The 310-nt window shown below is 48.4% G+C and carries 1 protein-coding gene; it reads right to left on the bottom strand.

Annotated elements, in window-relative coordinates:
- On the bottom strand, positions 1 to 310 hold a 310-nt coding region (locus ACVC43_RS00830; protein WP_452222679.1), incomplete at both ends, for an Ig-like domain-containing protein.

The raw sequence follows: 310 nt of genomic DNA, 5'->3' as shown, positions 1-310 counted from the left end.
ACTACCGCTGGTGTGTTCGTTGGTAAGCCTGTAATATCATCGTCTTGGGTTACTGGTGGCTGTGCATCAAAGTCTAACGTGATTGTTGCTTCGTTTGATGTGTTGCCATCATTATCATCTATAGTATAGTTTACTGGTGTTGGATCGCCTGTAAAGCCTGGTTCTGGTGTGAAGGTTACCTCGCCAGTTTCATCTACTGTCCAGGTACCTTCGCCTGGTACTACTAACTCATCGTTATCGCCATCGCCATCCGTATCGGTTGCGGCCGGATCGGTAAACGATACGGTTGCTGGATCGATTGCGCCATCTG

Source organism: Lacinutrix chionoecetis (genome assembly GCF_053604665.1).
The sequence above is the reverse complement of the archived record's forward strand: the minus strand, read 5'-3'. Positions and strand labels throughout refer to the sequence as shown.